The organism is Paracraurococcus ruber (assembly GCF_004353985.1).
Lineage (GTDB): Bacteria > Pseudomonadota > Alphaproteobacteria > Acetobacterales > Acetobacteraceae > Paracraurococcus > Paracraurococcus ruber.
In genome coordinates this window covers 1-1,692 of sequence record NZ_SMOA01000538.1, presented here as the reverse complement: position 1 = coordinate 1,692, position 1,692 = coordinate 1, and the positions used below count along the sequence as shown (strand labels likewise).

The following is a 1,692-nucleotide window of genomic DNA, read 5'->3' as shown; positions in this document are numbered from 1 at the left end:
GCCCCGCGCGGTCCCGCCCGGCCCGCGTCCGCGACGCCGCCCCTGGCGCCCCGGCCGCCGGCTGGCCTACACCGGGCCATGCCCAGCGCCGCCGCCCTCGCCCCCTATGCGGACTACGTCCTGCAGGACGCCGCCATCCCGGAGCTGCCGAACCACTACCGCGGCAAGGTGCGGGAGAATTACGACCTGCCGGACGGCAGGCGCATCATCATCGCCACCGACCGGCTCTCGGCCTTCGACCGCATCCTCACGGCGGTGCCGCTGAAGGGCCAGGTGCTGACCCAGCTGGCGCGCTTCTGGTTCGAGCGGACGGGCGATCTCTGCCCCAACCACGTCCTCGAATACCCCGACCCGAATGTCCTGGTCTGCCGGCGGCTGTCCATCCTGCCGGTGGAGGTGGTGGTGCGGGACTACCTGGCGGGCACCACCAGCACCTCCATCCTGTCGATGTACCGGGCCGGCCGGCGGGAGATGTACGGCCACCGCTTCCCCGAGGGCCTGCGGCCGAACCAGAAGCTGCCGCGGACGATCCTGACGCCGACCAGCAAGGCCTTCGACGCCGGCCATGACGAGGAGCTGACGCCGGCGCAGATCCTGGACGGCGGGCTGCTGACGGCGGCGCAGTGGGAGGAGGTCTCGGCCCGGGCGCTGGCGCTCTTTGCCCGGGGGCGGGAGATGGCGGCGGCGCGCGGCCTGATCCTAGTGGACACGAAATACGAGTTCGGCCTGGACGCCGAAGGCCGCATCGTCCTGGCCGACGAGATCCACACGCCGGATTCCAGCCGCTACTGGTTCGCCGGCAGCTATGCCGAGCGCTTCGCCGCCGGCACGGCGCCGCAGAGCTTCGACAAGGACTTCGTGCGGTCCTGGGTGGTGGCGCGCTGCGATCCCTACAAGGACGATGTCCCGCCGATCCCGCCCGAGGTGAACCTCGAGGCGGCGCGGATCTACATCGAGGCCTTCGAGACCATCACCGGCACCGCATTCCCGCTGCCCGCGACCGACCGGCCGGTGCTGGCGCGCATCCGGGCGAATCTGGCGCCTTTCCTCTGACCGGCCGCCCGCGGGCGGCGGTGCCCGCCCCCGCGGGCCGCTGACCGGCGGCGACGCCCGGCGGCCAGGGCCACGGTCCTGCTCGCCATGGCCATCGGCGGACCGACCGGCGGGCCGGGCGGGCTGTCGCCATCCTTCAAGACGCCCCCCACCCGCATCGCCTAGTCCGCCGCCGCACGGAACCGGCGGGGATGCGGATGGCGACGGTGGTGGTGAACGGGCAGGCGGCGGATCTGCCCCCGGGATGGGAGGAGGAGACGCTGCTCGCCTTCCTCCGCTTCCACCTGCGCCTCGCCGGCGTGCGCTTCGGCTGCGGCGCGGGGCTCTGCGGCGCCTGCACCGTGCTGCTGGACGGCCGGGCGGCACGGGCCTGCACCCTGCCCGCCCAGGCGGCGGCCGGCCGCCAGGTGACCACGGCCGAGGGCTTCGCCGCCGCCGGCGGCGCCCCCGCCGCCGTCCTCCGCGCCTGGGAGGAACTGGCGGTGCCGCAATGCGGCTATTGCCAGTCCGGCCAGATGGCCCAGGCCGCCGCCTCGCTGGCCAGGCGGCCGCGCCTGCCGCCCGAGGCGCTGGAGGCCGCGATGGCCGGCGTGCTCTGCCGCTGCGGCACCGCGCCGCGCATCCGCGCCGCGCTCGGCC

2 protein-coding genes are annotated in these 1,692 nt (G+C 74.9%); both read left to right on the top strand.

Features of this window, described 5'->3' with window-relative positions:
• Positions 1 to 78 precede the first annotated feature (78 nt).
• Positions 79 to 1,053 (top strand): phosphoribosylaminoimidazolesuccinocarboxamide synthase, encoded by a 975-nt coding sequence (locus E2C05_RS31565; RefSeq protein WP_133223551.1) that lies wholly within the window; start codon positions 79 to 81, stop codon positions 1,051 to 1,053.
• Between the two features lie 191 nt (positions 1,054 to 1,244).
• On the top strand, positions 1,245 to 1,692 hold a 448-nt coding region (locus E2C05_RS31560), incomplete at its 3' end, for a (2Fe-2S)-binding protein (protein ID WP_240046980.1).

Coding starts and splice junctions, on each gene's coding strand:
- E2C05_RS31565 (WP_133223551.1), top strand. CDS start 79: ATGCCCAGCGCCGCCGCCCTCGCCCCCTATGCGGACTACGTCCTGCAG.